General features: G+C 71.7%; 16 protein-coding genes. 6 read left to right on the top strand and 10 right to left on the bottom strand.

Annotated features, from left to right (window positions below; all coding sequences use genetic code 11):
• The first annotated feature begins 460 nt into the window (after positions 1-460).
• Positions 461-1,549 (top strand): hypothetical protein, encoded by a 1,089-nt coding sequence (locus ACFYXS_RS20065; RefSeq protein WP_389249908.1) that lies wholly within the window; start codon positions 461-463, stop codon positions 1,547-1,549.
• Between the two features lie 463 nt (positions 1,550-2,012).
• Here ACFYXS_RS20065 and ACFYXS_RS20070 read toward each other — a convergent pair whose 3' ends face one another.
• From ACFYXS_RS20070 to ACFYXS_RS20100, 7 genes are all read right to left on the bottom strand, one after another.
• Positions 2,013-4,196: an alpha-galactosidase gene (locus ACFYXS_RS20070; protein ID WP_389249910.1), complete on the bottom strand. Its 2,184-nt coding sequence runs from the start codon at positions 4,194-4,196 to the stop codon at positions 2,013-2,015.
• Positions 4,197-4,290: 94 nt separating this feature from the next.
• The gene (locus ACFYXS_RS20075) at positions 4,291-5,640 is read right to left on the bottom strand and encodes an ABC transporter substrate-binding protein (protein WP_389249912.1); all 1,350 of its coding nucleotides are present in this window, start codon (positions 5,638-5,640) and stop codon (positions 4,291-4,293) included.
• Entirely contained in the window at positions 5,637-6,647 is a 1,011-nt protein-coding gene (locus ACFYXS_RS20080; protein WP_389249914.1) for an acetylxylan esterase, read from the bottom strand. Before ACFYXS_RS20080 ends, ACFYXS_RS20075 begins: the two co-directional genes overlap by 4 nt.
• Positions 6,641-9,064, bottom strand: coding sequence for a glycoside hydrolase N-terminal domain-containing protein (locus ACFYXS_RS20085; RefSeq protein ID WP_389249916.1), 2,424 nt, complete (start codon positions 9,062-9,064; stop codon positions 6,641-6,643). The genes ACFYXS_RS20080 and ACFYXS_RS20085 overlap by 7 nt, the downstream gene beginning before the upstream one ends.
• Positions 9,065-9,093: 29 nt before the next feature.
• Positions 9,094-10,020 carry a carbohydrate ABC transporter permease gene (locus ACFYXS_RS20090; protein ID WP_389249918.1) on the bottom strand — a complete coding sequence of 309 codons (927 nt, stop codon included), beginning with the start codon at positions 10,018-10,020 and terminating at the stop codon, positions 9,094-9,096.
• An 11-nt stretch (positions 10,021-10,031) separates the two neighbouring features.
• Positions 10,032-10,685 carry a carbohydrate ABC transporter permease gene (locus tag ACFYXS_RS20095; RefSeq protein WP_389250814.1) on the bottom strand — a complete coding sequence of 218 codons (654 nt, stop codon included), beginning with the start codon at positions 10,683-10,685 and terminating at the stop codon, positions 10,032-10,034.
• Between the two features lie 486 nt (positions 10,686-11,171).
• Positions 11,172-13,241, bottom strand: coding sequence for a fibronectin type III domain-containing protein (locus tag ACFYXS_RS20100; RefSeq protein WP_389249920.1), 2,070 nt, complete (start codon positions 13,239-13,241; stop codon positions 11,172-11,174).
• A gap of 514 nt (positions 13,242-13,755) precedes the next feature.
• Here ACFYXS_RS20100 and ACFYXS_RS20105 point away from each other — a divergent pair.
• Together ACFYXS_RS20105 and ACFYXS_RS20110 are read left to right on the top strand one after the other, a co-directional pair.
• Positions 13,756-14,910, top strand: coding sequence for an ROK family protein (locus ACFYXS_RS20105; protein ID WP_389249922.1), 1,155 nt, complete (start codon positions 13,756-13,758; stop codon positions 14,908-14,910).
• Between the two features lie 37 nt (positions 14,911-14,947).
• Positions 14,948-16,036: a mandelate racemase/muconate lactonizing enzyme family protein gene (locus ACFYXS_RS20110; RefSeq protein ID WP_389249924.1), complete on the top strand. Its 1,089-nt coding sequence runs from the start codon at positions 14,948-14,950 to the stop codon at positions 16,034-16,036.
• A 30-nt stretch (positions 16,037-16,066) separates the two neighbouring features.
• On the opposite strand, the gene ACFYXS_RS20115 is transcribed toward ACFYXS_RS20110, so the two are convergent.
• Together ACFYXS_RS20115 and ACFYXS_RS20120 are read right to left on the bottom strand one after the other, a co-directional pair.
• Entirely contained in the window at positions 16,067-17,179 is a 1,113-nt protein-coding gene (locus tag ACFYXS_RS20115; protein WP_389249926.1) for a PP2C family protein-serine/threonine phosphatase, read from the bottom strand.
• Positions 17,180-17,326: 147 nt separating this feature from the next.
• A complete protein-coding gene (locus ACFYXS_RS20120; RefSeq protein ID WP_389249928.1) occupies positions 17,327-18,097 on the bottom strand; it encodes an SDR family NAD(P)-dependent oxidoreductase in 771 nt (256 codons plus the stop codon).
• 126 nt (positions 18,098-18,223) lie between these two features.
• Between ACFYXS_RS20120 and ACFYXS_RS20125 the strand changes: the two genes are divergently transcribed.
• On the top strand, positions 18,224-18,904 hold the full coding sequence (locus tag ACFYXS_RS20125; protein ID WP_389249930.1) for an NADPH-dependent F420 reductase: 681 nt from the start codon (positions 18,224-18,226) through the stop codon (positions 18,902-18,904).
• 165 nt (positions 18,905-19,069) lie between these two features.
• Positions 19,070-21,163, top strand: coding sequence for a PhoX family protein (locus tag ACFYXS_RS20130; protein WP_389249932.1), 2,094 nt, complete (start codon positions 19,070-19,072; stop codon positions 21,161-21,163).
• 95 nt (positions 21,164-21,258) lie between these two features.
• On the opposite strand, the gene ACFYXS_RS20135 is transcribed toward ACFYXS_RS20130, so the two are convergent.
• Positions 21,259-22,011, bottom strand: coding sequence for an SGNH/GDSL hydrolase family protein (locus ACFYXS_RS20135; RefSeq protein ID WP_389250816.1), 753 nt, complete (start codon positions 22,009-22,011; stop codon positions 21,259-21,261).
• A 543-nt stretch (positions 22,012-22,554) separates the two neighbouring features.
• Here ACFYXS_RS20135 and ACFYXS_RS20140 point away from each other — a divergent pair.
• Positions 22,555-23,406, top strand: a complete 852-nt coding sequence (locus ACFYXS_RS20140; protein WP_389249934.1) for a GNAT family N-acetyltransferase — start codon at positions 22,555-22,557, stop codon at positions 23,404-23,406.
• Positions 23,407-23,424 lie beyond the last annotated feature (18 nt).

A 23,424-nucleotide genomic window follows, 5' to 3' on the forward strand; every position in this document is an offset into this window, starting at 1 on the left:
AACGACGACACCGTCGTGCCCGCCGAACTCACCGCATAGCCTCAAAGAAGAGATCACCGAGTGGCCGTCGATACACCACTCCAGCGGACGTGACCCCCGTCGGCGATCGCCATACCGTTGCAGAGACCCCACCGGTAGCGACCGGGCATGCCGCCGCCCTCTCCCTGTCCATCGCGTACGGGAACCGTCCTTGGCCGGGGGCGTCGTCCGTGACGGGCCCGGCCGCGCTGCGGACGACGCCGTCCGGAAGCGTGATCGGCGCTTTGCCGCGCCCCACTGGCGTCCCGCCCCTGTCCTCCCGTCTGGCGGGAAGCGTCATTCCAAGCACGCGATATTCGGAGGGCATCGGCGTAAGAGAACCGTAGGGTGACTGCCCAAGGCAGCCTGGTAGCAGGGGAGAAGCGCGCGGTCCGAGGAACATGCGGGGTGGGAGCGGGACTTCCCGGTCCGGTATCTCCTGGTGCGTGAGGACACCGACGGTGAGGAGGAGGGCGTGCTGTGGGGGCGGTGCGCTGAGGTCGAGGGCCTGTTCATGGACCCGCCTCCGCTGCCGCGAGAGGTCCTGACACTGCGCGGCTGCCCGCGAGAGACCCTGCTGGCCCAGGCTGTGACGGACAGCGCCGAACCGGTGCGGCTGCTGGGGGACGGAATGCTCTCGATCGAGCCTGTGGATCCCTCGAACGGCGGGCCGTCCCGCTACTGGGACCTGGAGGACACGGCTGTCCTTGCCCAGTGGCCCACCCCGGGCGATCCCGGGCGCGTGGACATCGTCGTGGGCACCGGAGTCAGAGAGGACGACTTCGGGGGCGGCAAGCGGCTGCCTTCACGCCCGCGGTTCGACCTGTGGTTCCCCTCGATCCAAGGGGACAGCCCATCGGGCGGTTGCCGTTCCATTGACGGCCTGCTCACCCCGCGCCCGCAGCGACCCACCCAGCCCGTGCACCTGATCGGCTGCGAACCCGCGGCACCGCTTCTGGCCCGGCTGTGTCGTCCCCTTCCGCAGGAGGGCGACCCGATCACGCTCTGGCGCCTCGACCACCACGGCCGGACGATGACCAGGTACCGCCTCGACCTGGACACCGTCGAGGCACGCCCATCCGTCCTCGGCGGAGCCCTGATCGACGTCACCATCACCGACCCCGGCGACGAACGCCCCACCTTGGCCGCCCGCGCAGTCTGGGAGATCTGGTCCGACGGTGTTCCCACGCGGCCCAACCTGTGGGCGCAGTTCGATGCCGAGGGCCGGTCCGAGTGGCTGGACCTGACCCGCGGCGGCCCGTACGGGCTGCAGGGCCTCTCCGGCGGGACGTACCACCTGGACGGACAGCACGTCACCGACAGGGCCGGCTTGCTGTTGGCACTCGGCGAAGCCCTGCTCGGCCCTGGCGCCCACTACGGCAGAGACCTGGACTGGGTACAGGACCACCTGTGCGGCGGGCCCTCCTCGTTCCCCCGTTCACCCTCGTGTGGCACCACGCCAACATCGCCCGCCACGCCCTCGCCGGACACGTCCTGTACCACCTTGGCGGCCTGTCCTACTTCGAGGTGACCGTGAACCTCCTGCGCGAGAAGGGCGTCACCGTCGTGCTCCAGTGAGGGAGGCGACGGACAATCCCGGACCCCTTGAAGACGGCGCCCGACCTGGAGAAGGATCGGAGTGGGGCAACGGCCAGGCCATCAGGGCCCGCTCGGTGAGGCGATCGCCTGGCGCGCACCGGTCGCACAGGCCGCGAACGATGTACGAGCGGGGGTTGGTGCAGCGAAGGCAGGCATACGGGTCGTCGTGACCAGCGCAGGGGCCGCACACACGTGCCCCCTTGTGACGGGCGATCAGGACCCCGCGGCCGCTCGCACCCAGGACAGGTTGCGGGATGGCGGGGCCGATCATGGGGTGGCGGCTGCTGCCGCCCGGACAGCGGCGGGCGACAGCACGTCCACCCCTCCCTGTGCGGTGCGATCCCCCGGACCGGCGCGGCCGGCCTGCCGCGCCGGTCCGGGGCACCTCGCACGGTTCAGCCGACGCGCCGCACCTCGATCAGGAGGGCCTGCTCCGGGTTGAGTTGGGGCATCGGGAGGCCTGCGGAGGCGAGGACCGCGCCCGGCAGGGGGAGCCAGCCGTCGATGGCCGCGGGGAGCCAGGCGGGCCCGCTGGTCTGGTGGAAGGAGGGCAGACCGAGGTCGGTGCGGACGCGCACCTCGTAGCGGTGGGCGGGGTCGAGGCCCGGGAGCCGGACGCGGCCGGACTGGCCCTCGGGGGAGGTCGCGACGCGGACCCAGCAGTAGAGGGCGGCGGTGCCGTCGTGGGCGACGACGCCGTGCAGGAGGGTGGCGTCGTCGGGGAGGTCGGCGCGTACGGTGCGGCCGCTGTGCAGCAGGGGACGCAGTTCGCGGTACAGGGCCGTCCACGCGCTGAGCCGGGCGACCTCCTCGGGGGTGCAGCGGGTGATGTCCTGCTCGATGCCGGCGTGGCCGAACAGGGCGGTGGCCATCCGGAAGGCGTCGGAGCCGACGCGGGCGGTGGTGTGGCTGGGCGTGGCGCCGACGTGGGCGCCGACGAGCTCGGGCGGCAGCAACTGGCCGGTCCACCGCTGGATGGACTGCCGCTCGACGGGGTCGTTGCAGTCCGAGGCCCACACGCGGTCGGTCCTGGCGAGGATGCCCAGGTCGACGCGGCCGCCGCCGCTGGCACAGCTCTCGATCTCCAGCGCGGGGTGGCGCTCCTTGAGGGCGTCCAGCAGCCCGTAGAGCGCCACGACCTGGGCGTGGGCGGCGGGGCGGTCCGCGGGGCCGTGCACGGCCTCGTACAGCTCCCGGTTGTGGTCCCACTTCAGGTAGGCGATGCCGTACGTGGTGACGAGGGTGTCCAGCGAGTCCAGCAGGTACGCGGCGAGAGCGGGCTGGGAGAGGTCGAGGGCGTACTGGTGCCGGGCCGTGGGGCCGAGGCCCGCGGCCGGGCCGAGGACCCACTCGGGGTGCTCGCGGGCCAGGTCGGAGTCGAGGTTGACCATCTCCGGTTCGAACCAGAGGCCGAACTCCATGCCGAGGGACCGCACGTGGTCGACGAGCGGGGTGAGCCCGCCGGGCCACACCTTCGGGTCGACCGTCCAGTCGCCGAGTCCCGCGTGGTCCGAGCGGCGGCCGCGGAACCAGCCGTCGTCGAGCACGAACCGCTCCACGCCGACCTCGGCGGCCCGGTCGACGAGCTTCAGCAGGTGGTCGAGGTCGTGGTCGAAGTACACGGCCTCCCAGCTGTTGAGGATGACCGGGCGCGGCCGCCGGGGGTGCGTGGGGCGGGCCCGCAGCAAGGTGTGGAAGCGGTCGGCGAGACCGTCCAGGCCCGCGCCGGACCAGGCGTAGTGGCACACGGGGGTCCGGTAGCTCTCGCCGGGGGCGAGCCGGATCTCGCCGGCGCGCAGCAGTTCGCCTCCGCCGAGGACCGCGGTGTGGGTGCCGGCGCCCTCGGGCAGCCGCTCGACGAGGTAGCGCTGGTCGCCGCTCCAGGCGACGTGCAGGCCCCAGACCTCGCCGTCGCGGAAGCCGAAGCCGGGCACGCCGACGGCCACGAGGTACGGGGAGTCGAGGCCGGGCTTGCCGCGGCGGACCTCGCGGGCGTGGGTGCCGAAGCCGACCGGGCGCCGCTGCGGGGAGCGTTCACGGCTCCACTTGCCGGTGAAGTCGAGGATCTCGCCGGCCCGCCGGGGCAGCGGCAGCCACACGGTGGCCTGGGCCAGGTCGTACGGTGCCGGGTCGGCGGTGGCATGCCGGGTGATCCCGGCCTGGACGGCCAGCACTCCGGACGGGTCCAGCCGGTAGGTGACCGTGATGTCGAGCCCGGCGGCGCCCTCGGTGAGGGAGACCGTCAGTTCGCCACCCCCCTCGGGGTTCTCCCGCAGGGACGTGCCGGTGGTGGTCGGCCGCGGGGCCGCGGAGCCGCCGTCGACGTGACCGTGGTGGGCCGGGGTACCGGCCCACCCGTCGGCCTCGGTGGGCCAGATGGTGTACCGGCGCGGGATGTCCACGGCGTTGTTGAGGACCGCGGGTTCGGCCGTCAGGGCCAGCGCGGCGAGGTCCGCGGTCGACAGGTCGCCGAGGTCCTTCCCCCAGTGCAGGACTCTGGGCACCGGCTCGGTGAGTTCCAGGACGAACGCGGTGCCGGCCGCGCGCAGGGTGACGATCCGCGCGGTGGTGTCTGCCATGGGGGGTCCTTCCTTTCGATGTGCCCCGCCGCCCGGACGGGCCCCGGGGCGGGGCCGCGACCGGGCGGCGGTTGAGCGGGTCACTGCAAGTGGATCAGTTTTTCGCGAGCAGCGTCTTGCTCTGCTCCTGCATGCCGGTGAAGACGGAGTCGTCCTTCTGGCCGGCGAAGTACCCCTCGAAGAGCGGGTTCATCGCGTCCTGGACGGCGGCGCCGTTGCCGTAGACCGGCGAGGGGTAGAGGACCTTGTTCTTCAGCATGTCGGTGAAGACCGTCAGGTCGACGCCCTCGGCGGACAGCGCCTTGGCGGAGGCGTCCATGGAGGCCGGGATGGAGGGGAAGAACGTCCCGGTGAGCGAGGCCTTGCTCTGGCAGGCCTCGGAACCCATGTACGAGACCCACTTCCAGGCCAGGTCGGGGTTCTTGGTGCCGGCCCAGATGTTGTTGCCGTTGGAGTTGCTCATCACGGCGCGGGTCGTGCCGTCGGGGCCGTACGGGGGCGCGGCGATGCCCGCCTTGATGCCGGGGATCTTCGCGAAGGTGGAGGCCTCCCAGGAGCCGCCCATCTCCAGGGCGACCTTGTGGGAGGAGAGCAGGTCGACGTCGCTGACGCTGGAGGTGAACTCGCCGATCTTGGGGGCGTAGCCCTTGTCGGTGAGGGAGCGCACCCACTTCATCGTCTTGATGAAGCGCGGGTCGCCGTAGTTGAACACCGTCGGCCAGCTCTGCTTGTCGCCCAGGCGCCAGCCGGTGCTGGAGACGAAGGGGCTCCAGGTGGTCTGGCCGATGAAGTCCTTGGCCGCGACCTGGCCGAAGCCGAACGTCTTGACGTGGGCCTTGTCGAAGCCCTTCTCGTCGCCGCGATGCCCCTTCTCGTCGATGGTGAGGTGGGCGATCAGCTTGCCGAAGTCACCGCCGTCGTCGGGGTTCCACTTCAGCGAGGCGAGCTTCTCCTTGGTGTAGCCGGCCTTGGTCAGCGCGTCCTGGTCGTAGTAGAGGGCGGCGGCGGCCCAGTCGAGCGGCAGCGCGTACTGCTTGCCGTCGGTGAACTTCCACGCGTCCACGCCCACGGAGAACCGGGACATGTCGAACTTGTCCTTGGCGATGAAGTCGTCCATCGCCAGCAGCTGGTGCTGCGAGGCGTACGCCTGGAAGAACTGCACGCTGTTCTGGAAGGCGTCGGGGGCGTTGCCCGCGACGAAGCCGGCCGTCAGCTTGGTGAAGTAGTCGTCGACGGCGTACTGCGAGATCTTGACGGTCGTACCGGGGTTGGCCTTCTCGAAGTCCGTGGCGCAGACCTTGTACGCGGCCGCCTGCTTGTCGTCCCAGGTCCACCAGTTGACGGTCTGCGAGCCGCCGGCGGAGGACGAGCCGGACGAGCAGGCGGAGAGCACCGCCGCGAGGCTGAGCGTGGCGCCCAGCGCGACGACCTTGCGTATTCTCATGATTCCTTCTTTCGGGACGGTTCCTGGTGGGCGTGGGACGACGTCTTGAGGAGCGCGCGGAAGGCGCTCAGGGTGATGGCCAGGTCCTCGGAGCCGCCGGCGTCGTGGCCGTTGAACTCCCACAGCCGCATCTGCTTGGGCCCGCCGTAGGCGTGGTACGCGGCGATCGCCGTGGCGGGCGGGCAGACCTCGTCGCGCAACCCGGCGGAGAACCAGGCGGGCGCGGTGGCGCGGCGGGCGAAGGCGAGGCCGTCGAAGTAGCCGAGGGTGCGGAAGGTCTCCTCGACCCGGTCACGGCGGGCGGCGAGGTAGCCGATGATCTCCGCGTAGGGCTGCTCGCCGGTGAGGCGGGTGGCCTGGCGGATGTCGCAGAGGAACGGGGATTGGAACTGCGCGGCCGTCAGGTCCGGTACGAGCCCGGCGACCGCGAGCGCGATGCCGCCGCCCTGGCTGGGGCCGGTGACGGCGACCCGGGCGGGGTCCACGTGCGGCGAGCCGCGCAGGGCCTCGACGGCGCGCACGGCGTCGGTGAACACCCGGCGGTAGACGTAGGTGTGCTTGTCCTCGATGCCGCGGGTGAGGAAGCCGGGGTGGGAGGGGCCGCTGCCGACCGGGTCGGGCGTGGCGCCGCCGCCCGCCCAGGCGCCGCCCTGGCCGCGGGCGTCCACCAGCAGGTGGGCGTAGCCGGCGCAGGCCCACATCAGGTCGTCGACGGGGGCGCCGCGCCCGCTGCCGTAACCGTGGAACTGCACGACCGCCGGCAGGGGGCCGCCGCGGTGCCGGGGCATCCGCAGCCAGCCGCGCACGGGGTGGCCGTCGAATCCGGGGAAGACGGCGTCGAAGACGTCCACGGCCTCCAGACCGGTGTCGACCGGGGTCAGTTCCAGGCGGGCGTCGTGGGTCCTGGCGCTGTCGAGGGTGTCCTTCCAGAACGCGTCGAAGTCGGCGGGCTCCTGGTAGGCACTGCGGTACGACCACAGCTCGGGCACGTCGTTCTCGGTCAGCACGGCGCGGCCTCCCCCAGCGGTGCGAGGTCGGCGCCGAGGGTGACGGCGGTGCCGGTGGGGACGCGCAGTTCCACGGTGCGGTCGCGGTGGCGGACGCGTACCGGCGCGGTGTCGTCCCCGGCGTGCCGGCGGATCGTCACGGCCGTCAGCCCGCCGTCGCGCCAGGTGAAGTCGGCGCCGAGGCCGCCGCGGCAGCGCAGGTCCGTCGCCTGGCCGTCGGCCCACCCGGCGGGAAGGGCGGGCAGCAGGTGGACGGTGCCGGTGTGGCTCTGCAGCACCATCTCGGCGAGCGCGGCGGTGAAGCCGTAGTTGCCGTCGATCTGGAACGGCGGGTGGGTGGAGAAGAGGTTGGGCAGCAGTCCGCCCCACTGCGAGCCGTCGACGGGTGCGTCGGTGCCCGGGTCGCCGGCGAGCGGCCGGGTCGCCTCGTCGAAGAGGGAGCGGGCCGTGGCCGCGTCCCGCAGCCGGGCGCGCAGGGCCATCTTCCACGCCCAGGACCAGCCCATCGCTCCGGGTCCGCGCCGGTCGAGCAGGGCGGTGGCGGCCGCGGCGAGTTCGGGGGTGGCGTCGGGGTCGATCTGGCCGAGCGGGTGGACGGTGACCATCTGCGACAGGTGGCGGTGGTACGGGTCTTGCTCGGGCAGGTCCTCGGCCCACTCCTGGAGCCAGCCGCCGGCGGCGATCCGCGGCGGGTGCAGCTTCGGCAGTGCCTCGCCGATGCGCGCGGTCAGCGGGGTCTCCAGGCCGAGCAGTTCTGCGCTGCGCAGGGTGCGTTCGAGCACGGCCCGGGTCAGGGCCATGTCCATCGTGGTGGAGCGGGTGAGGGAGGCCGGGGAGCCGCCGGGGGTGAGGAAGTGGTTCTCCGGCGACGTGGACGGGAGGGTGTCGAGGCCGCCGGCGCCGTCGTCGATGAGCCAGTCGAGCAGGAACTCCGCGCAGCCGCTGAGCAGGGGCCAGGCCCGTTCGCGCAGGAAGGCGGTGTCCTGGCTGAACTCGTAGTGGTCCCAGACGTGCTGCACCAGCCAGGCGCCGCCCATCTGCCAGATCGCCCAGGACGCGGCGCCGTGGCCCATACCGACGGGCAGGGCCCAGCCCCACATGTCGGTGTTGTGGTGGGCGACCCAGCCGCGGGCGCCGTACAGCCGCGTGGCGACCTCCCTGCCGTTCGCGGCGACGCGGTCCAGCAGGTCGAAGAGCGGTTCGTGGCAGGAGCCGAGGCCGGCGGCCTCGGCGGCCCAGTAGTTCATCTGGGTGTTGATGTTGATCGTGTAGTTCGAGGACCAGGCCGGCCGCAGGTCGGCGTTCCAGATGCCCTGGAGGTTGGCCGGCGGGCCGGCCTGCGGGCGCGAGGCGGAGGCGAGCAGGTAGCGGCCGAGCTGGAACAGCACGGTGGCGGTGAGGACTTCGTCGTCGCCGCCGAGGATGTCGCGGGCCACGTCGTAGGTGCCCGAGCGGCGCGGACCGATGCGCAGCGAGGTGCCGCCGAGGAGACCGCGCAGGTCGTTCTCGTGGGCCTTGAGCAGCCCCTCTGTCCCGCGTTCCGCGGCCCGGGCGGCGCTGCTCGCGGCGGTGTCGAGGTGTCCGGCGCGGTCCGCGGGTTCGGCCAGGCCCCGCCAGTGGCTCAGGGCGACGGTGGAGCTGGCCACGACCGCCAGGAGCCGGGTCGCGCCGGTCACCCGCAGGCCGCCGGCGTCCGCGGTCACCTCGCCGTCGGTGTCCACCCGCAGGGCGAGGGCGCCGAAGGGGTCGTAGCCGTCGACGGGACCGTCGCCGTACCGCAGCGGCTCCTCGACGCCGGGTTCGTGCGCGGGCGCGCCGTCGACGGGGATCTCCACGCCCACGACGACTCCGTTCGCGTCCGCCGCCCGGTGCACTTCCCTCAGCGGGCTGGTCAGTTCGAGCCGCAGGTCCAGCTTCCCGCCCCGCGCGACCATGCCGGTGCAGACGGTCCCGGTGCCGGCGTCGGCCCAGGTCCCGCGGTGGACGACGGCGCCGGAGGCGAGCTCGAAGGCGTCCTCGGCGAGGCCGTTGTCGAGGTTGAGCGTCCGCCCCCGGTACGTGGCGTCCTCTCCCCCGGACACGGTCAGCCACAGGTCGGCGTAGGGCAGGTACTCCTGGCTGTAGGGCCCCTCGAAGGCCATCAGCAGTTCCTCGGCGCGGTGCGGGTCCCCGGCGCGCAGGGCGGCGCGGACCTCGGCCAGCCGCTCCGGGCCGGCACCGGCGGCGACGACGTCGGCCAGGGCCTTCGCCGGTCCGGCGGGGGTGCCGGACCACACGGTGGAGTCGTTGATCTGGACCCGGGCGCGGTGGGTACCGCCGAAGACCATCGCGCCGAGCCGGCCGTTGCCGACCGGGGCGGCCTCGTTCCAGGCGGCCGCGGGCGCGGGCCAGCCGAGCAGGAGATCAGTGGAGTTCATGAGGGTGCCGTCCAGGTGCGCGTGCGCGGTTACTTGAGGCCGGAGAAGCCGATGGAGTTGACGATCCGCTTGCCGAAGGCCAGGAAGAGCAGCAGCATCGGCAGCGCCGCGATGAGGGCGGCGGCCATCAGCCCGGCCCAGTCCGGGGCGGCCTGCGGTGAAGACTGCTTGAACACGCCCAGGGCGAGGGTCAGCGGCTGCACGCTCGCGTCGTTGGTGACCAGCAGCGGCCACATGTAGTCGTTCCAGGCGTTGACGAACATCAGCAGTGACACGGTGGCGATCGGCGCCGCCGACATCGGCAGCACGATCCGCACCAGGATCCTCAGCGGTCCCGCGCCGTCGATGATCGCGGCCTCCTCGATCTCGCTGCTGAGTCCGAGCATGAACTGCCGCAGGAAGAACAGGGTGAACGCCTGGAACAGCCCGCCGGGCAGGATGAGCCCCGCGAAGGTGTTGGTCAGGCCGAGGTCCTTGATGAAGACGAAGTTCGGCAGCAGCGTGAAAACGCTCGGCACCATGAGCGCGCTGATGAGGATCGAGAACACCAGGTTGCGTCCGCGCCAGTGCAGCCGAGAGAACGCGTAGGCGGCACACGCCGAGAACAGCACGATGAGCGCGGTCTGCACGGAGGCGTAGATCAGGGAGTTGCGCAGGTAGAGCGCGATGTCCAGGGAGGCGCCGGAGCCGCCCTGGGCCTGGGCCTCGGCGAGGGAGGCCAGGCCCAGCGCCCGCTTGAAGGCGCCGAGGGTGAAGCCGACCGGCAGCGGCGAGGAGGGGTTGGTGGCCAGCTGGTAGTTGTTGGACAGCGCGGTGCGCAGGATCCAGTAGAAGGGGAAGACCGTGACCAGGGAGACGATCCCGAGGTAGGTCCAGGCCAGGATCCGGCCGGGGCCGGCCTTCCGGGTACGGGGGCGCCGCACGGACTTCGTGCGGGGCGCGAGGGCGACCGTCATCAGGACCTCCGTCAGTTCAGGTCGGATTCGTCGGCCCGGGCGAGCCGCAACTGGGTGAAGGTGACCGTGATGAGCAGGACGAACAGCGCCAGCGACAGCGTCGCCGCGTAGCCGAAGTCGAACTGCCGGAAGGCCTTGTCGTAGATGTACATCTGCAGCACGTTCGAGGCGTTGGCCGGTCCGCCCTTGGTGGTGACCGCCACGATGTCGAAGACCTGGAAGGCGTTGATCACCGTCAGGACGACCACCATGACCAGGATCGGCCGCAGCAGCGGCACGGTGAGGCGGCGGAACATCTGGAGCTCGCTCGCGCCGTCGACCCGGCCGGCCTCGTAGATGGTGGACGGGATGGTCTGCAGTCCGGCGAAGATCAGCAGCGCGTAGTACCCCATCCACTTCCAGACGCTGATCGCGGCGAGCGACGGGATGGCCCACGGGCCGCTGCCGAGGAACAGGATCGAGTGGCCGATGGTGTGGTCCAGCACGATGTTGATGACCCCGAGGTGCGGGTCGAGCATCCACTGCCAGACCAGCGCGGCGATCACGTTGGAGATCAGGAACGGCATCAGGATCACGCCGCGCAGCGCCGAGGAACTGGTGACGCGGTGCAGGATCACCGCCGTCACCAGGGATATCAGGGTGCCGAAGACGACGGACAGCACCACGAAGTAGACGGTGACCAGGAGCGAGTGCCAGAAGACGTCGTCGCCGAACATCTCGCGGAAGTTGGCCAGTCCGACCCAGTTCGGCGGGCTGAGGACATGGAAGTCGGTGAAGCCGAGGTAGATGCCGCGGAGGGTCGGATAGGCGTAGAAGATCGCGAAGCCGACCACCGAGGGCAGGATCAGCAGCAGGGCGACCGGCAGGTCCCGGCGCCGGGCCGCCACCGACCTGGTGGCGGCCGTGCGCTTCTTCTGCTGCTTGGGGTTCTCGGCGTTCTTGCGGATGCGGGGGCTCCCGCTGGATGAGGCGGCCGTGGTGGCCTCCGCGCCGGCTGCGCCGGACGCTGGTGTCACCGGCGTCGTGTGGTTGCCCTGCGATGTGACCACCACGGCACTCTCCTTTTCGTACGTCGGTCGAACGGGTGGTTCGGTGGTGCGTCCGCTCAGTGGCTCAGCGGTTCAGTGCTTCGGTACGGGTCCCGCCGCCGCTCAGAGGGTGATCCGGTCGATGTCCGACACGTAGTCGGACGGGTTGCCGAAGCCGATCGTGTTGGCGCCGGCCTTCAGCCGGACGGGCACGGTGACGGTCCTCGGCCGGCCCCACTCGTTGTCGTTGCCGCCGGGCAGCGGGAGCTGGAACGCCGTCCCGTTGACCGTGACGACCACCGTGCGGCCGGAGGAGCCGTCGGTGAAGTCGAGCTTCATCAGGTAGGTGCCGTCCTGCGGCGCCGCGACGTTGTTGATCGCCACCGAGCCGTTGCCGCCGCCGAGGTTGCCGACCTTCTTGCCGCCGGAGCAGGCCGAGCAGTCGTTGACGCTCGCGTTGCCGGTGAGGGTGTTGCCGGACGCCTCGGCCTCGTAGGCCACGGGTCCTTCGGCGGCCGGGGTGGTCACCGGGACGGCCTTGCCCGCCGCGGACTGACGGCCGCGGGAGTCGTGGGCGAGCACGGTGAACGCGTAGCCGGTGGCGGCCTTCAGGCCGGTCACGGTGGCCGAGGTGCCGCTCGTGGTGGCGACCTTGGTGCCGTTCGCGTAGACGTCGTAGCCGGTGGTGGCGGTGCCGGTGTTCACCGGCAGCCAGGCCAGCGAGACGCCGGTCGCGGTGGAGGCGGTGGCGTGCACGGCCAGCGGGACGCCCGGCTTGCCGGTGACGGCGTCCGGGGTGACGCGCAGCAGGCGCGAGCCGTGCGGCGGCAGGTTGTCGGTGAAGCTCCCGCTCACCTTGCCGAGGTTCTTGTGGCTCCACAGGTCACGGACCGCGGCCTTGCCGCTGATGCCCAGGTCGCTCCAGTCGGCGGTGACGTCGGCGTAGCCCTTGCCGAGGTTGAACAGGGCGACGGTGTAGCTGCCGTCGGCGTTGCGGGCGTACCAGACCTGCTCGGGGCTGTCCTGGCTGACCGGACGAGCCGGGTTGCCGGCCTGGTCGACCGCGATGACCTCGTCGTTGGTGAGCAGCGACAGACCGTACGGGTCGAGGTGGGTGAGGTCGTCACCGATGTACAGCGGGGCGCTCTCGATGGCCCAGAGCGTCATGTGGCTCTGCCGCTCGACCTCGTTGAGGCCGTCCAGGGGTCCGGCGCCGACGTCGAGGGAGTCGAGGTTGTTCCAGTGGCCCGGTCCGGCGTCGTCGATCCACGGGACGACGTCGTTCCAGCGCTGCTTGACGGAGTTGTTCCAGGTCACCAGGGTGTCGCAGTAGCACTCGACGTCGGTGTCGATCCTCCAGCCGTTGGAGTTCTGCTTCCAGACGTCGGCCTTGTCGTGGCTGAGCGACCAGGACAGGATGAACTGGATGGGCCGGCCGGTCCGCTCCAGCGCGCTGTGCCAGGCCTGGATGTCGGGCACGTTGTTGTGCGCCTCGTCGCCCTGGTTGGAGCCGGGGCCGACACCGTCGATCTTGAGGAAGTCCACGCCCCAGTCGGCGTATTCCTGCGCTATGGAGTCGATGTACTTGGTGGTGCAGGGGCTGGAGAAGTCGAGCTGGTACGAGACGTTGTCCCAGCCGCTGGTCTTGCGCAGGTCGGGGTAGACGATGTCCTTGGTGGTGCAGCCCGGCGCGTCCAGGATGGGGCTCTTGCCGTCGTTGTACGCGTCGATGTAGAGGCCGACCGCCATGTAGACGCCGAACTTCAGGCCCTTGGCGTGCAACTTGTCGCCCAGGTACTTCATGCCGTGCGGGAACTTGACGGGGTCCGCGGCCGGGCGGGCGTACTCGTCGACGACGTTCTTCTGCGTGTTCGGGTCGACGTTCCAGCCCGCGTCCACGTTGACGTACTCGTAGCCGTGCGACTTCAGCTTCGAGGCCAGGATGTCCGCCTGCTGGAGGACGTGCGACTCGGTGAGCCAGGGGCCGCCGTAGCCGGGGAAGTTGGTGGACTCCAGGCTCCAGCTGCTCCAGCCCATGTAGGGCTTGGCGGCGAGCACCGGGGCCGTCTTCGTGCCGGCGGTCCGCGCCGAGGCCGTCGTGGGAGCGGTGGCCGGGGCGGCGACGGCGGGTGCGACGAGGGGCGCGGCGAGGGCGCCCACCGCGAGGGCGGGGAGGAAGAAGGCCCTGCGCATGCCGCTGCGCGTCCGGGGCCTGGGCCATCTCAGACGTGCGCGTACAGCTGAACGAGCCATGGGTGTACTCCATTTCGGCGCGACGGGGTACGGCAGAACGCTGCGGCGCGCGACCGGGGCCGGCGCTCGACGTCCGCTGGAAATCGACGGTCTTGCGGGAGGGGCAGGAAGAACAGGAGGGGCATGACAGCGAGCGGCCGTGCCCCGGAGCCTTCCTCGGTGGCGGTCGTCCCGGAACGCCACCGAGGCCGGAAGTGCCGCGACCGGGGACCGATCGCACTCCTCCCCCATGAGGACCGTCTCGTCCGCACCGACGAGGAGTGCGGCGAATGTAGCCAGGGTTTCCTTCCAGCGTCAACATATTCACGAGGAGAAATCCGATGTCTTGACCCGCCGCCACCGGTGATCACCAAGAGATGTCCAGCAACTCCGCGGCGGATCACGGAAAAGATGGGATCACTGAGGTCGGCCGCGCCCCTTTCTTACTTTCCGTTGGAAAGGTATGGTCCCGGCCATGAGCCTCGCCGACCAGCCCCCCGCCGCTGTCCTGGTCTTCCAGACACTCCTCGCGTACGGCCCCCTGACCCGGGCCGAGATCGGACGGCGCACGGGGCTGTCGGGCGGGGCCGTGACCAAGGCCGCCACTCCCCTGCTGGCCGAGGGATGGATCACCGAACTCGGCCGGCCGACCGGGGAGCGGGCCAACGGCCGCCCGCCGACGCTGATCGCCGTCCACGCCGAACGCGCGCGCTTCGTCGGTGTGAAGGTCACCGGCGACGAGCTCATCGGCGTCGTCACCGACCTCACGGCCCAGCCGCTGGCCTCACAGCGCGCCGCCCTCGACTCCCGCGACGTCGGAACGGTGGTGCTGGCCATCGCCCGGCTGATCGCGCGACTGCGCACCGCCGCCGGTGCGGCGGAGGACGGCGCCATCCACAGCATCGGCGTCACCCTGTCCGGGGACGTCGACGGGCAGACCGGCATCGTGCACTTCTCGCCGTTCCTCAACTGGCGCCGCGTCCCGCTGGCCCAGCTCGTGGAGACGGCCACCGGCATCCCCACGGTGATCGAGAACGACGTACGGGCCCTGACCGTCGCCGAGCAGTGGTTCGGCGCCGGCGTCGGGCTGTCGTCCTTCGCCCTGGTCACCGTGGGCGCCGGGATCGGCTGCGGCCTGTCCATCAGCGGCCGGGTGGTCTCCGGCGCGCACGGGGTGTCCGGCGAGGTCGGGCACCTGCCCGTGGGCGGCACCGACCGCACCTGCACCTGCGGCAACACCGGCTGCGTGGAGACCGTCGCCTCCACGCACGCCATCACCGAACAGGCCCGCCACGCCACCGGCAACCCGGCACTGACCATGGAGGAGGCGGTCCGCCTCGCCCATGCCAACGACGCCGCGGTCCGCGCCGTCTTCTCCCGCGCCGGACATGTGATGGGGCTCGCCATGGCATCGGTGGCCAACCTCATCGGCCCGGAGCGCATCATCATCTCCGGTGAGGGCGTGGCCTCGTACGACCTGTTCGCCGACCAGCTCCGGCAGACCTTCGCCGACCACGCGTTCGGCGCCGCGGCCGACTGCGACATCGAGGTCCGCCCGCTGCCCTTCGAGGAGTGGGCCCGCGGGGGTGCGGCGGTCGCCGCGCAACGGGTGTTCGCCCCCTCCAAGTGACCCTTCCCGCGATCCCGAAAGGCACGTGGTCATCCCCATGAGCAGGATCGGACACGTCGAGTGCCGGATGGTCTTCCTCGAACCGGAGGTCCTGCGCACCGACGCCCTGCAGACCTTCGTCCGCCAGGAGACGATCCTGGTCTCCCTCACCACGGACGACGGTCTGACGGGCACCGGCTACGCGTACACCATCGGCACGGGCGGCAGTTCGGTGCTCGCCCTGCTCCGCGACCACCTGACCGGGCTGCTCGTCGGGGCCGACGCCCGCAATGTCGAGGCGCTGTGGCACCGGCTCCTGTCGGTCACCCGGGCCACCTCGGTCGGCGCGATCACCTCACTCGCCCTGGCCGCCGTGGACACCGCCCTGTGGGACCTGCGCTGCCTGCGCGCCGGCGAACCGCTGTGGCGGCTCGCGGGAGGCGCCCACGAGCGGCTGCCGCTCTACGACACCGAGGGCGGCTGGCTCCACTTGACCCCCGACGAACTGGCGAGCGGTGCCGTGCGGGCCAAGGAGCGCGGTCTGCGCGGCGCCAAGGTCAAGGTCGGCAAGCCCACCGCCGGCGAGGACACCGAGCGCCTGGCCGCGGTCCGCGCGGCCGTCGGGCCCGACTGGGTCCTCATGGTCGACGCCAATCAGTCGATGACCGGCGCCGAGGCCGTCCGCCGGGCCCGCGCGTACGAGCCCTACGACATCGCATGGTTCGAGGAGCCCCTCCCCGCCGACGACCTCGCGGGCCACGTCCGCCTCGCGGCCTCGACCTCGATCCCCGTCGCGGTCGGCGAGTCCCTCTACGGCGTCGGCCGCTTCGCCGAGTACCTGTCCGCGGGCGCCGCCGGCATCGTCCAGGCGGACGTCGCCCGCGTCGGCGGCATCACCCCGTGGCTCAAGACCGCCCACACCGCCGAGGCGTTCAACGTCCAGGTCGCCCCGCACTTCCTCATGGAACTGCACGCCAGCCTCGCCTGCGCGGTACCCGCGGGCATGTACGTCGAGCACATCCCGCAGCTCGACGCGATCACGCGCACGCCGCTGACCATCGAGGACGGCTGCGTGGTGCCCCCCGAGTCCCCCGGCATCGGCATCGACTGGGACGAGGACGCGATCGACGACCTGCGGGTGGCCTGAGCGTCCGTCACCCGCCGCACCGCGCGGGCCTCACAGCCGCACGACGACGAGGGCCGTGTCGTCGGTGAGGCCGCCCGCCGGGGCGAGGTCGGCGAGGAGCGCGTCGGCCAGGACCTCGGGATCCGCCGTGCCGTAGCGGGTGAGGGATCCGGCCAGGCGTGCCAGGCCGGTGTCGATGTCCTCGTGGCGTCGTTCGATCAGGCCGTCGGTGTAGAGGACGAGGACGGTGCCCTCGGTGAAGGGCACCGTGGCCTGGCAGCGGTCGGTGTGCTCCGGCGAGGCGCCCAGCGGGGGGTCGGTGACCCGGTCCAGGAACTCGACCGCGCCGCCGGGGCGTCGCAGGGCGGGCGGTGGGTGACCGGCGTTGCTGTAGGTGATGGTGCGGGCGGACCAGTCGATGAACGTGCTGGCCACGGTGGTGTTCTCGGCGCCGTCGATGGACCGGGCGTGCAGCCCGAGGACTTCCAGCGCCTGCGCGGGGCCGTCCAGGACCCGGGTGGCGGCGCTGAGCGCGCTGCGCAGTTCCCCCATGACACCGGCCGCGCGCAGACCGTGGCCGACGACGTCGCCCACCGCCACCGCGATGCCGTCGCCGGACCGGTCGACCACGTCGTACCAGTCGCCGCAGACGTTCAGCGCGTCCACGGCGGGCAGGTAGCGTACCGCCACCGGGTGGCGGCCGACCGGGCGCAGACCGGGCAGCATCGCCTCCTGGAGGCTCAGCGCGACCTCGCGGGCCCGGATGAACTCGGTGACCTCCTCCACCCGGTGCAGCAGGAGCACGACCCGCCCGTCCGGGCCCAGGACGGGGACGTTGACCACACTGACGTAGCGCTCTTCCCGTCGCCCGGGCCGCCGCGGGTCGACCGCGGAGTACCGCTGGAGCGCCATCGTCTCGCGGCCGCCGGTCTCGGCGACCCTGCGCAGCGACGTCTCGACGTTGCGCAGGACCCGCGCGGTGAGCTCGTCCGGCAGGCCGGCGATGTCGTCGCAGAGCGGCCGCCCGATGATCTGCGCACGAGTGTGCCCCCACGTCCGCAGGAACTCCTCGTTCGCGTCGAGGTAGACCAGCTGGGGGGACAGCAGCGCCGCCGGCCCGGGAAAGGCCTGGAACACCGCCGTGTAGTCGATCGGTTCCGTCACGTCCGTCCCGTCTGCAGCACCGCCGCCGTGGCCTCACACCATAAAAGGGCGACCACGGCGTGGCGGTGTGGCTCCGTCGCGGAACCGGGGAGGTCACACGGGTGGCCCCCGGGTGTCCCCGGACCCGGGGCTTCCAGGGTGGGGCGTTCAGTGCGAGCCGGTCCTGGCGTGCAGCCAGCGCTCGAAGTCGACGGCGACGATGCGCTCGTCGTGGACGCCCGCCGCGGCGTCGGACGCCAGCCAGACGATGGGCGGGCCCATGACCGCGGGGTCCAGGATCGTCATGTTCGCGGGCGCGGCGTCCGGGGGCAGCATGCCGGTCGCGGTCGCGCCGCCCGGCAGCAGGAGGTTGACGGTGACGGCCGTGCCGGTCAGGTCGGCGGCCATGATCCGGGACAGCGCCTCGCTGCCGGCCCGCGAGGGGCCGTAGGGGACGAAGCCGGTCCGGTGCATGGTCGACTCGCTCACCGCGATGTTGACGATGCGTCCGCCGCCCGCGGCCAGCATCCGGGGCGTCACCTCGCGGGCCACCAGGAAGTAGCCGGTCAGATTGGTCTCGATCACCGCGCGGAAGCCGTCGGCCGGCACGTCCCAGAACGCCCGGGGTTCCGTCATGAAGCGCGGGTTGACCGTGCGCATGCCGATCCCGGCGTTGTTCACGAGCAGGTCGACGCCGCCGAGCCGCGTCCACACCCGGTCGACGGCCCGGGCCACCGAGGACTCGTCGCGTACGTCCATCGCGACGCCGACCGCGCCCGGCAGCTGCCCGGCGACCTCGTCGGCACGCGTGCCGGAGCGGCCGGTCAGCGCGACCGCCGCTCCCGCCCCGGCCAGGGCGGAGGCCATGGCCAGGCCCAGTCCGCTCGTCCCGCCGGTCACCAGCACCCTCATCGGGCGGTCCGCCCGTAGTTCGCTCATGCCACGGACGCTACGGACTGGAGCGCACTCCACGTCAAGGCGCGTCGATGCGGCGGAAGAAAGCCTCCGCCGACGATCGTTGCACCAGAACCGGACGCATCGGACTGTGAAGAACGAGGTCACACCATGGCAACTCTTGGACTGATCGGCAGCGGCTCGATCGGCGGCACCCTGGCGCGGCTCGCGACGGACGCCGGGCTGGACGTCGTCGTCAGCAATTCCCGGGGACCGGAGACGCTCGCGGACCTGGTGTCCGAGCTCGGCCCGCGAGCCCGCGCGGCGACCCCGGCGGAGGCCGCGGCGGCGGGCGACTGGGTCGTGGTCACCATCCCCCTCAAGGCTGTCGACCAGGTCCCGGTGGCACCGCTGGCCGGGAAGACGGTCATCGACACCGGCAACTACTACCCGGAGCGGGACGGCAAGATCGCGGTTCTGGACGACGGAAGCAGCACCGAGAGCCGGCTGCTCCAGGACCACCTGCCCGAGTCCCACGTGGTGAAGGCGTTCAACAACATCTTCTTCCGCCACCTGGCCGTGCTCGCCCGGCCGAAGGGCTCGCCGGAACGCACCACGCTGCCCGTCGCGGGCGACGACCCGGCCGCCGTGGCGCACGCCGCCGAGCTGCTCGACCTGCTCGGCTACGACGCGCTCGCCTACGGCACCCTCGCCGACAGCTGGCGCTCGCAGCCGGGCACCCCGGTCTACGGTCCGCCGTACGCGGGCGGCGCCGCCGACTTCGCGAACAGGGAGGCCACCCCGGCCTCCGCCGACACCATCCGCGCGCTGCTCGACGCGGCCACCCGCTGACCTGATCGCGCGGAGGCGCGGCTGCGCGGCGGACCGCCGTCCGCCGTGCGCCGCGTCAACGCGCGTCGGTTCATTCGTGGTTCACGTTGCCGCCACCACCCGGCCGGAGCGTCGCTTTACCTTTCCATGGGACTTCCATTACTCGGACAAGACCCTGGAGGCATCGTGCGGCCACACAGACTTCTTCCGCCGACCACCCGGCACGCGGCGGGCAGATCGGCCCTGACCTGCCAGTACAAGTGCGGCAACGCCTGCGCGCACGAGGCTCCCAACACCAGCGACAACCCCTACCTCGGCGACGTGGTCGCCGACGCGCTCTCGCGGCGCACGATGCTGCGCACGGGGGCCGTGGTGACACTGGCGGCCACCGCGGGCGGCCTCGTGGTGGCGAACGGCGGCGACGTGGCCGCCGCCGTGCCCGAGGTGCTGCGCGGCGGTTCGCACGGCGGCGGCGTCGATCGGAAGGCGGCCAGGGGCCTGCGCTTCGTGCCCGTCGAGCCGAACACCACCGACGCCGTGGTCGTTCCCGAGGGGTACGCGCAGAGCGTGGTCATCCGCTGGGGCGACCCCATTCTGCGCGGCGCCCCCGCGTTCGACCCGGCGCGCCAGACCGCCGCGGCGCAGGCGGGGCAGTTCGGCTACAACAACGACTTCCTGCACCTGTTCGAGCTGCCCGGCGAACGGCACCGCCACGTCCTGGTCGCCAACCACGAGTACACCGACGAGATCCTGATGTTCGCCGGCTACGACGCGGCCGCACCGACCCGGCAGCAGGTCGAGATCGCCTGGGCCGCGCACGGCCTCAGCGTGGTGGTCGTCGAGGAGGACCGGCGGTCCGGCCGCCTGTACCCGGTCGGCCGTCACGAGCTGAACCGGCGCGTCCACACCACCACCTCCTTCCGGCTGACCGGCCCCGCCGCCGGCGCCCCGCTGCTGCGCACCAAGGCGGACCCCACCGGCACGAAGGTGCTGGGCACGCTCAACAACTGCGCGGGCGGCACGACCCCGTGGGGCACCGTGCTGTCCGGCGAGGAGAACTTCAACCAGTACTTCGCCAACGCGGCATCCGTCACCGACCCCGTGACCGCGGCGCGGCTGCAGCGCTACGGCGTCACCGGCGCGGCCAGCGAGCGCAAGTGGGAGCGGTACGACGACCGCTTCGACCTGGCCAAGGAGCCCAACGAGATCAACCGCTTCGGCTGGGTCGTGGAACTGGACCCCTTCGACCCGTACTCCACCCCGCGCAAGCACACCGCGCTCGGCCGCCTCAAGCACGAGGCCGCCCAGCCCCGCCTCACCGAGGACGGCCGTCCGGTCGTCTACATGGGCGACGACGAACGCTTCGACTACATGTACAAGTTCGTCGCCGACAAGGCGATGCGGCACGGCTCCGGCAGGTCCGTCCGCGAGCACAACATGTCACTGCTGGACGAGGGAACGCTGTACGTCGCCAGGCTCACCGGCGACAGTCCGGCCGCGGAGCTCGACGGCACCGGGGCGCTCCCCGGCGACGGGGCGTTCGACGGCTCCGGCGAGTGGATCAGGCTCGCGAGCGGCACCACCTCGTTCGTCGAGGGCATGACCGCCGAGGAGGTGTACCTGTTCACCCGGCTCGCCGCGGACCGGGCGGGCGCCACGAAGATGGACCGCCCCGAGGACGTCGAGCCCAGCCCGCGCACCGGCCGCGTCTATGTCGCCCTGACCAACAACACCAACCGCGGCAAGGCGGGTTCCGCCGGTCCCGACGAGGCCAACCCGCGGAGCAACAACAAGCACGGGCATGTGCTGGAACTGGCGGAGTTCTTCGACGACCCGGCGGCCGACCGCTTCGCCTGGCGGCTCTTCCTCGTCGCGGGCGACCCCGCCGACCCCTCGACGTACTTCGCGGGCTTCCCCAAGGACCGGGTCAGCCCGATCTCCTGCCCCGACAACGTGGCCTTCGACCCGCACGGCAACCTGTGGATCTCCACCGACGGCGCGCCCGGCACCCTCGGCACGCACGACGCCCTGTACGGCGTCGCGGTGCAGGGTGACAAGCGGGGTCAGGTACGGCAGTTCCTGAGTGTGCCCAAGGGCGCCGAGACCTGCGGCCCGATCATCCAGGACCAGCGGGTCCTGGTCGCCGTGCAGCACCCGGGCGAGACGGACGGCTCGACCTACCGGAACCCGTCCTCGCGCTGGCCGGACGGCGGGAAGGGGATCCCCCGTCCGTCCGTCGTCGTGGCGTGGCGCAAGGACGGGCACGGCATCGGCACCTGACAGCCGGAGCGGCCGGGGCCCCGCCCGCGGGACGTCGCGGGCGGGGCCCCGGCCGGGCGCCGGGGCCGGCACCGGTGCGCGGTACCGGTGCGGCGTCAGCTGTTGGCGTTCAGGACGGGGTAGTAGCCGCTCGAGTGGCCGGTGGCGGTGGGGTGGTAGGACTCCCAGCTCGGGGAGATGACGAGGGAGTGCAGGTAGTCGTCGCCGGAGCAGAGCTCGTGGTTGTTGAAGGTGCCGCGGACGTCGCCGAAGACGAAGCCGTGGGCGGCCGCCCGGGCGGCCATGACGCTGTCGAGGACGTCGGCCGCCTCGTCGATCTTCCGGTGCTTGGTGTCGGAGAGGCCGACGCAGAAGACGTTGAGGGTGTAGACCCGCGGGTAGCCCAGGACGACGACCTTCGCGTTGGGGGCCTTGGCACGAATCGCGTCGTAGGTGGCGTCCAGACGGGCCGGGAGGGTGTTACGCGCGTAGTTCTCCGCCGTGTTGACCCGGTTGACGCAGGTGGTGTCGGAACCGGTCACACAGGTGGTCATGACGTCCGAGAAGCCGGCGTCGTTGCCGCCGATGGTCAGGGAGACCAACCCGGTCGACGCGTTCAACGGACCGAGCTGGCTGTTGGTCACGTCCGTGGTCACCGCGCCCGAGCAGGAGGTGTCGGCGAACGAGGACGGGGCGTGGGCGTTCTTCCACAGGTACGGGTACGCGCTGAAACTCCGGTGGCAACTGCCGCTTGCGCTGTCGTAGTTGCCCGCGCCGTTGCCCGCGGAGTACGAGTCTCCGAGTGCGACGTAGGCAGGACCGGCGGCGTGTGCCGGACTCGACAGGAGCAGGCCGAACACCATGGCCATGATCAGGGTAGCCAGGGCCGACAACGACTTCGTGGGTCTCACGGAACCTCCCTGAGCGGTGAACTGACTACCACTTAGTAGCGCCAGTTCCGGCACCTTGGGAAGTGTCCATGACAATAATTCTTCCCGCGTAGATCTCGCGTTGACCGGACGCGGGGCCGGCGTTGGCCCGGGCGTCACCCTCCGGAGCGGCGCCGCCACATGACCGGGCGGCGGCCCTGGCACAACAACCCCCGCACACCGTGGGGTCGGCGCGGCACGACACTCCCGTCCGACCACACGTCAGGGACGCACACGGTGTGCCGCGCGGCGGGGCGAAAAGGGATGAAGCATGACAGAACGGCGAACCCCGGCTCCGTGGGTCATGGTGGGAGGACGCGACACACCGGAACCGGACGAGTGGCCCGCATCACAAGGACCGGTTCGAACTTTCCGCCCGGCGGCGTCGTCCTGTCGGTGTCCGCCGCCGCGACCCGCGCGGCGCCGGGCCCCGTGCAGTCCGACCGTCCCCTGCGACACAGACCCGAAAGAGCCGGTAGCCCCATGAACACCCTGGTCCCCCCGTCGGTCGCCGAGCAGTCCGAGGCCGAGGCGCTGTTCCGGTTCGAGACCGCCGCCCCCGAGCCGATCCGCACCGCCTTGGGCATGAACGCCACACGCATCGGCGGCGGAGTCGTGCTGTCGATGCGCAACGACCCCACCCGCTTCTGGAGCAAGGCCCTGGGCTTCGGCACCACCGGTCCCGTCACCGCGGAGCTGATCCACGAGGTCTGCGACTTCTACCGGGCGGAGGGCACCCCGCAGGCCGTCCTCCAGATCGCCCCCGCTTTCCTGCCCGCGGACTGGGAGGCCATCTGCGAGAGCGAGGGCATCACCGCGGGCTCGTCCTGGGTGAAGCTCGTCGGCACGACGGAGGACGTCGTCGCCCGCGCCGATGCCCTGGAGATGCCACCCGCCGGTATCACCGTCGCCCCGGTGGAGCCGGACCACGCCGCGGACTGGGGCACGGTCCTGGTGCGCGCGTTCGGGATGCCCGAGGAGCACTACGCCCAGCTGTCCGCGTCGACGGCCACCCAACCGGGATGGCACCCCTTCGCCGCCTGGCTGGACGGGGAGATCGTCGGCACCGGAACCCTGCACGTCCACGGCGACACGGCCCAGATGTTCGCGGGCGCGGTCCTCCCCCACGCCCGCAACCGCGGCGGGCAGACCGCCCTCCTGGCCGCCCGGGCCCGGGCCGCGCGGGACCTCGGGTGCCGTTTCGTCGTCGCCGAGACCGGCACGGAGACCCCGGGCACCCGCAATCCCTCCCTGCACAACATGCTCCGGCTCGGCCTCCAGGTCGCCTACGAACGCCCCAACTGGAACTGGCAGCCCCTGCCCGAAGCGGCCTGAGACAGCGACCGGCCCCGC

The sequence above is a fragment of the Streptomyces sp. NPDC002574 genome (assembly GCF_042889545.1).
Classification (GTDB): Bacteria; Actinomycetota; Actinomycetes; order Streptomycetales; family Streptomycetaceae; genus Actinacidiphila.

Excerpts from the sequence above, each read along its gene's own strand:
- ACFYXS_RS20070 (WP_389249910.1), bottom strand. The coding sequence starts at position 4,196 with ATGGCAGACACCACCGCGCGGATCGTCACCCTGCGCGCGGCCGGCACC.
- ACFYXS_RS20075 (WP_389249912.1), bottom strand. The coding sequence starts at position 5,640 with ATGAGAATACGCAAGGTCGTCGCGCTGGGCGCCACGCTCAGCCTCGCG.
- ACFYXS_RS20085 (WP_389249916.1), bottom strand. The coding sequence starts at position 9,064 with ATGAACTCCACTGATCTCCTGCTCGGCTGGCCCGCGCCCGCGGCCGCC.
- ACFYXS_RS20090 (WP_389249918.1), bottom strand. The coding sequence starts at position 10,020 with ATGACGGTCGCCCTCGCGCCCCGCACGAAGTCCGTGCGGCGCCCCCGT.
- ACFYXS_RS20100 (WP_389249920.1), bottom strand. The coding sequence starts at position 13,241 with ATGCGCAGGGCCTTCTTCCTCCCCGCCCTCGCGGTGGGCGCCCTCGCC.
- ACFYXS_RS20105 (WP_389249922.1), top strand. The coding sequence starts at position 13,756 with ATGAGCCTCGCCGACCAGCCCCCCGCCGCTGTCCTGGTCTTCCAGACA.
- ACFYXS_RS20110 (WP_389249924.1), top strand. The coding sequence starts at position 14,948 with ATGAGCAGGATCGGACACGTCGAGTGCCGGATGGTCTTCCTCGAACCG.
- ACFYXS_RS20120 (WP_389249928.1), bottom strand. The coding sequence starts at position 18,097 with ATGAGCGAACTACGGGCGGACCGCCCGATGAGGGTGCTGGTGACCGGC.
- ACFYXS_RS20125 (WP_389249930.1), top strand. The coding sequence starts at position 18,224 with ATGGCAACTCTTGGACTGATCGGCAGCGGCTCGATCGGCGGCACCCTG.
- ACFYXS_RS20135 (WP_389250816.1), bottom strand. The coding sequence starts at position 22,011 with ATGGCCATGGTGTTCGGCCTGCTCCTGTCGAGTCCGGCACACGCCGCC.
- ACFYXS_RS20140 (WP_389249934.1), top strand. The coding sequence starts at position 22,555 with ATGAACACCCTGGTCCCCCCGTCGGTCGCCGAGCAGTCCGAGGCCGAG.